Consider the following 5,648-nt stretch of genomic DNA (forward strand, 5'->3'; position numbering starts at 1 on the left):
TTCAAACCTGTTACTGTGTTCGGTTTCTCTCGAAACCGGTCGCTCACTCAAAGCTGACAGGTTCTGAATAAATTCAAAAACCTGACTTACTTTAGTGTGAGACTCTTGATACTTTTGCTTTTCCCGGCCCATCCCGAAGGACACACCGGGGTCGCTTACTGCATCAAGCGCCCACACTTATCGGCTGTAAATTTTTAAAGATCGTTCGCTGAAACCGCCGTAAAACTTTTAACTACCCGGCGCTTTCTGCGTCGCTGCGTCAGCAGCAGAGAAACGAGATTATGAAGATCGGATCGATACTCGTCAACCCCATTTTGCAGATATTTCTTTAAACGGTAGATGAGCCGTCCAGGACGCGCGCCATCGCACGTATTGTTCGCGGCAACAGGATCAAGCGCGCGTCCTCCCGTCGCGACTTCACGCACGCCGTACTCGACTCCCTTTACCGACGCTCACTCGCACAGAAGTGAACTGTGTATGCCGTGACGCACTCCGTCGAGGGCGAGCGGCCAAGCGTTTGATGTCGTGCGCTTCTCTATATCTAGATGTAGAGAAGTAGAGAGAGAAGCGCACCGCAATCGCGACAGCATCAACGTCACGTAGACACGAAGCCGCCTTGTTGTGCGGGAACACCGGCGCCACTGTCAACGTCGCAACGTTGCGAGACAAGCCATTGATGACCGGGAGCTGACACGTTTGCCATTGTTTGGGGAAGCCAAACTGAGTATTTGGGGAAACCGGATTTATTCGGTACAGGCACGCAGTTACGATACCGCGGAGATCGCACAAGCAGCGGAGGAATTCGACGTGAGCCAGCTACGAACAACATCAATGAGGCATGCGGCACCGGCGTATCCGATGTGTGGACAGATTCATGCGGTTACGTCGGCGCAGCGGGGCGATCCGTGGACCGCGACGATCTCGCAACTCGAACAGATCAGCGAACACGCCATCGCGGACGACGACGATCAAAACGAAGAGGTCTACACCGAAGCACCCGCGGATAAGCGCCGCCGTGTCGCAGAACTCGCATCCATCGCGGCCACTTATGGGCGCAATGCCGTCGTGACATTCGTGGAACGCATCGGTGCAAAAGCCGTGTCGATCTCCTGGCGTGATTCGACGGGCGGCAACTACCGCGAGCAGCGCTGGGTGCAGCGCGCTGCGCGTTCGCGTGGCGTCTGCGCGCTCACAGGTGAAGCGATCTCACGCGGCGACAGCATCTACCATCCAGTGAGCGGATCGCGCGGACGCCCCTCGAATCTCGCCCAGATGATCCGAACCGAAGCGCTTGAGCGCTTCGAGTAAGCGATCAGGACGCGCCGCGTCGCCGATTTCTCAGATCGTGTGTGAACGGGCCATCGCGGCCCGCATACTCCAGCGGCAGATCCAGAATCACGAATTGCTGAGAATTGAAGTAGCCGCCCTGACCATAGGTGTAATACGACTGGTTCTTGGAGAACGTCATTCACGTCACGTTCACGCCCGCCAGGAGATTCTGGTTAGCGTCCTCGTAGAGAGACGTATACACGCCGCCACCGCCCTTGCCTTCATCGTTGTTCTCGACGTGATGGCCGCTGTAGTGCTGGAACAGGCCGTTGACATAGAGGCCGCTCGTGCCATCGGTCCCAACCCAGCGCTGCGCGCGCACCCGACTTCATCGCACCGCCCATTCAAGGCCCGCGCCGGCGTAGGCGAGCAGGCTATCCGTGACGGGCGCAGCTGTCACGACCACGTGACCGTTAACCGCCCGCATGCACCCTGCGGGTTCGACATACCGTCCTCACCCGTGCGATTGCGGAAAACGACACCGCCCGACACCGTGCTCGCCTGCTCCCGATTGATCTGCGCGAGTTCCCGTGCCACACCAAACGTCTGCGTGCTCGCCTCCTGCTGCGCCGTCGCCTCGCGAGTCGCGTTCGCAAGCTTTCGGCGCCTGCCGGCCAACCTTGCTGTCGCCGGCCAGTTGCTGGTGTCGCGCGATGCCATCGCGCCGCGTGGCGTGGCGTGGCGTGGCGTGGCGATACATCAGATGCTGCGCGTAGGCGTGCGCAAAGCCCGGATCGTCCGGATTCTCGCGCGCGAGTTCCTCGAGGCCCTTGCGTGCCTCATCCCAACCGTTCAGCGTCGCCGAAAGCACCTGGTAGTATTCGCTGCGCAGTTCGCGCGAGGTGGGTTGTCCGCCCATCGCCCGCCTGAACGCCTCGACCGCCCACGCGCTCTTACTCGTCTGCGCAAGCCGTCGCGCGTCGTTCACGATCTGGTCGCGCTCGCTCGTCTGGCCGAGCCGGCGGCCCGGTTCAGCGATGCTGAGATAGTTGGACACCGGCTGCCGCAGTATGGTCAGGTATTGTTGCGCGCTACCGTCTTCCTTTCAGTCGATTATCACCATGCCCGTGCCAAACGCGGTGGCCGCAACCGGTGGCGGGCGAACTGCGTGGTCACTCGCATGCGCCTCTCCACGCCGGGATCAACTGGCCGTTCACATCGAAACGATAGCGGCCGTCGAGCGCGCCCGTTCCAAAGAGGCCCAGCACACGGTCGTAGTACACAGGCTCGTAGCCCGGCGCGCCGTTGTCGAGCGCGGTGAGATGCGCGCGCGCAAGCGCGAGGTTGCGCGTATCGCCGAGCACGGCGAAATACGGTGCGAGTGCGCCCCAGTAGCTGAGCGGGCCTTCGCCCGTGCCGTTGCCCGTTGTGACCGCAACCTTCTCGGGCGGCACGCGGGTTTGCGTGACGCGGTCGTTCATCCCGTGCACGGCATTGAGCCAGGGTTTCGCCAGCGGATCGGACGGCGCAGCGAGCGCGGCCCAGAGATAGACGCGAATGGCATCGTAGCTGCCAAGGTCACCGGTTTTGGGATCGACGACGAACTGCCCCTGGCGCCACGCCGCCCAGTCAGGCGTGAAGCCGTGGGGTGACGTTGTCATCACGATCTTCAGCGTGTTCTTCGCGATGGCCGTCCACGGCCCGTCGCGCAGATCGTGTGCGAGGCCGCGCAACAGCGGCAGCGGCATGTAGCTCGGATTGAGCCGCGTCACCCCGGCGTTGACGAAACCGTCCGGGCCCGGCAGCAGCATGGGCCCAAGGCCCGCGAGGTCGGCGACTTCATGGCCCACGATCTGTGCCGCGAGCTCCGTGCCAAGCGCGGTGTAGTTCGGCGCGTTCCAGAGCCGTCCGGCCTGCAGCAGGTCGTAGGCAATCCACAGATCCGAATCGGACGCCGGGTTTGGGTCAAGTACGCCCCACGAGCCGTCCGGCTTGCGGCCCCACTGCCAGGCCGGCAGCCGGACGTTGTTCGCATCGAACTGCCCGCCCGCGAGATTCTTGCGCGTCCACGCAAGCAGAAGATCGAACGTCGCGCGGTCGTTCGCCACGAGCGCGAAGAACATCGCGTACGACTGGCCTTCCGAGGTGGTCTGCTGCGACGCCGTCGAGAAGTCGATCACGCGCCCGTCCGCCTGCACGAAGCGCTCGACGAACGTGCGATACGACGGCCAGTCGCCGCACGTTACGGCGGCAGCCGGTGCGCTCATGCCCACCGCTGCGAGCGTAGTGCCGCCACACACCATGCCGTGCACGAGACGGCTAACGCGTGCCGCAAGCGGCGTGCGCCCGCGCCACCCAGGCGCTCGGCGTGCTCCGACCGGTGGCTTCACAGAGGGCCTTGCGAAGGGCAACATGTCACTCCCTGATCCGGCGCACAGCGATGGCGCGCAGGATGCGGTAGAAGAGCGCCGCAATCACGCCACCCAGAAGGAGCAGTAACGGGTGGGACGAGAAGATCCCGCGCAGAAACGCGATCGCTGCAAGCTTGCCGATGTAGCACGCCTCGCCCTTCGACGTAACGGTCGCCGAGCGGCCGTGGATCACGTTCATTGCGCCCTGAAGCGAAGGCAGCACGTCGGCGGCGAGCAGCGCCGCATTCATCGGCACTTCCGACTCGCCCGGAGCGCTGATCAGCGTGACTACGCTGCGTCCGGCCCGTAGCGGCGACTCGAAACCCGCAATCAGCGCGTAACCGCCGTTGCTCACGACCGAGAGATCCGCGCGAGCAGGCACACACTCGATTCCGCGCGGTCCGTGCCACCAGTCTTCGAGCTTGAACACCGGATCGTAGAACGTGAACGTGCTCGTGTCCCTGTTGATCGAGAACGGCATCGACCTGGTCCAGTGCTGCAGGAGCGGCTGACAGCCAGGGCCGCCGAGCATCAGCAGGTCCTTCCACGTCGGCGGCGAGACCCGGCGTCACGCCCTCCGCTGGATAACCGGTCGATTCACCCATGCCCCCCATCGCGAGCGGGTAGAGGTTGTAGTCGCCTGGCGGCGGATTGTCGGGGAGAATCACAGGGGTCTGGGCGAGATCGGCAACGCCTGCACGAAGTTGTTGTTCACGCTGATGTTCATCGACGCGCGGTTGGGACGCGGGCGTATCGTGTACCGGTAGCGCAGGTCGAGCGGCGCATCGCGTGGCAAATTATTCGCCATTCATTGGGCAGAATAGCAAAAACAGAATAATGCCCCGTCCTGGATTCGTACGGAATTAAGGGTAAAACGTTGATGGAATGCATTTTCCGTGCGACGTGTTATCTGCGATACATCTTGCGCTTGTAAGCGTACGGACGCGTGCCGTATCGGACGGCTGAATCCGGCCATCCCAAACCTGGGAAGAAGGCGTTTTCCGTAACAGGTTGTACGGCTCGAACTGCACTACCTTCGAGCCATTCGCCTGATCGGTTTTCCGAGTATTCACGAGCTATCGATCGACTCCCACCTCATCGGCAATCGCAATGTGAATGAACACATTAGATGCAATTATTACTCCGCCATGATTCGTCACGGAATAATCTATTGCACTGAGTTCGAATTAGGCGCCAGCACGAGTCGATTTAGCAAATCGTTAGCAAACCAATTCGCCGATACGTTTATCCGTTGGCGTAAAGATATTTGACGAGGAGCGTCGGCCGTAACGCACTCGCTTCATTGCAGAAATTGCACGGCAATGCATACGCCGAATAGCGGCTGGATCGCGCGACCGCACCGCGGGTCGACACGATCCATTCGACGCTCCCCTCGGGGCACTCAGTCATGAATGCCCGCTGCCGGATGCGTGTGAGGTGCAGCACGGAGCCGAAATGCGCCTCGCGTACAACGCACCGTGCCATTGCGCCGTTACTGAAGAAACAACCGGTAAGCCGGATTCTGCGTCTCTTCCCAGTGCGGATAGCCGAGCGTCGCGAGGAAGCGCCGGAATTCGGCGTCATCGGCGCCCGGCACCTGGATGCCCACGAGGATCGAACTGTAGTCCGCGCCTTGGTTACGATAGTGGAACAGGCTGATGTTCCACTCCGGCGCCATCGATGACAGGAAGCGCATCAGCGCGCCCGGGCGCTCCGGAAACTCGAAGCGGAACAGCCGCTCGTCGTGCGCCAGCGGCGAGCGCCCGCCCACCATGTAGCGGATGTGCTGCTTCGACAGTTCGTCGGCCGTGAGGTCCACGCTCGCAAAGCCGTGCTCGACGAACGCCTGCGCGATCTGCGCCGACTCGCCCCGGTTGCGGATCTGCACGCCCACGAAGATGTGCGCGCGCTCGGCGTCGTCGATGCGGTAGTTGAACTCCGTCACGCTGCGCGTGCCCACCAGCGCGC

General features: G+C 62.1%; 5 protein-coding genes and 3 pseudogenes. 1 reads left to right on the forward strand and 7 read right to left on the reverse strand.

The window, feature by feature from the left end; translation table 11 throughout:
• Positions 1 to 194 precede the first annotated feature (194 nt).
• Positions 195 to 425 carry a hypothetical protein gene (locus Q0L30_RS08575; protein ID WP_296653864.1) on the reverse strand — a complete coding sequence of 77 codons (231 nt, stop codon included), beginning with the start codon at positions 423 to 425 and terminating at the stop codon, positions 195 to 197.
• Between the two features lie 196 nt (positions 426 to 621).
• Between Q0L30_RS08575 and Q0L30_RS08580 the strand changes: the two genes are divergently transcribed.
• Positions 622 to 1,308 (forward strand): DUF3331 domain-containing protein, encoded by a 687-nt coding sequence (locus tag Q0L30_RS08580; protein WP_296653868.1) that lies wholly within the window; start codon positions 622 to 624, stop codon positions 1,306 to 1,308.
• A gap of 4 nt (positions 1,309 to 1,312) precedes the next feature.
• On the opposite strand, the pseudogene Q0L30_RS08585 reads toward Q0L30_RS08580, so the two are convergent.
• The 6 genes and pseudogenes from Q0L30_RS08585 to Q0L30_RS08605 form a co-directional block, all read right to left on the reverse strand.
• Positions 1,313 to 1,651 (reverse strand): annotated as a pseudogene (locus Q0L30_RS08585) (cellulose synthase subunit BcsC-related outer membrane protein).
• A 132-nt stretch (positions 1,652 to 1,783) separates the two neighbouring features.
• Positions 1,784 to 2,326, reverse strand: a complete 543-nt coding sequence (locus Q0L30_RS08590; protein WP_296653870.1) for a tetratricopeptide repeat protein — start codon at positions 2,324 to 2,326, stop codon at positions 1,784 to 1,786.
• Between the two features lie 115 nt (positions 2,327 to 2,441).
• Positions 2,442 to 3,572: a cellulose synthase complex periplasmic endoglucanase BcsZ gene (bcsZ, locus tag Q0L30_RS08595; protein WP_296653874.1), complete on the reverse strand. Its 1,131-nt coding sequence runs from the start codon at positions 3,570 to 3,572 to the stop codon at positions 2,442 to 2,444.
• A 112-nt stretch (positions 3,573 to 3,684) separates the two neighbouring features.
• Positions 3,685 to 4,294: pseudogene (locus tag Q0L30_RS08600) on the reverse strand (cellulose biosynthesis cyclic di-GMP-binding regulatory protein BcsB).
• 50 nt (positions 4,295 to 4,344) lie between these two features.
• Positions 4,345 to 4,488 (reverse strand): cellulose biosynthesis cyclic di-GMP-binding regulatory protein BcsB, encoded by a 144-nt coding sequence (locus tag Q0L30_RS25780; protein ID WP_367277794.1) that lies wholly within the window; start codon positions 4,486 to 4,488, stop codon positions 4,345 to 4,347.
• Between the two features lie 684 nt (positions 4,489 to 5,172).
• Positions 5,173 to 5,648: pseudogene (locus Q0L30_RS08605) on the reverse strand (threonine ammonia-lyase, biosynthetic); the annotation flags it as partial.

This window comes from Paraburkholderia sp. (assembly GCF_024281035.1).
In the GTDB taxonomy this organism is placed as follows: domain Bacteria; phylum Pseudomonadota; class Gammaproteobacteria; order Burkholderiales; family Burkholderiaceae; genus Paraburkholderia.

Bases quoted from the DNA above. Each gene is read 5' to 3' on its own strand.
- bcsZ (WP_296653874.1), bottom strand. From the start codon at position 3,572: ATGGTGTGTGGCGGCACTACGCTCGCAGCGGTGGGCATGAGCGCACCG.
- Q0L30_RS25780 (WP_367277794.1), bottom strand. From the start codon at position 4,488: ATGGCGAATAATTTGCCACGCGATGCGCCGCTCGACCTGCGCTACCGG.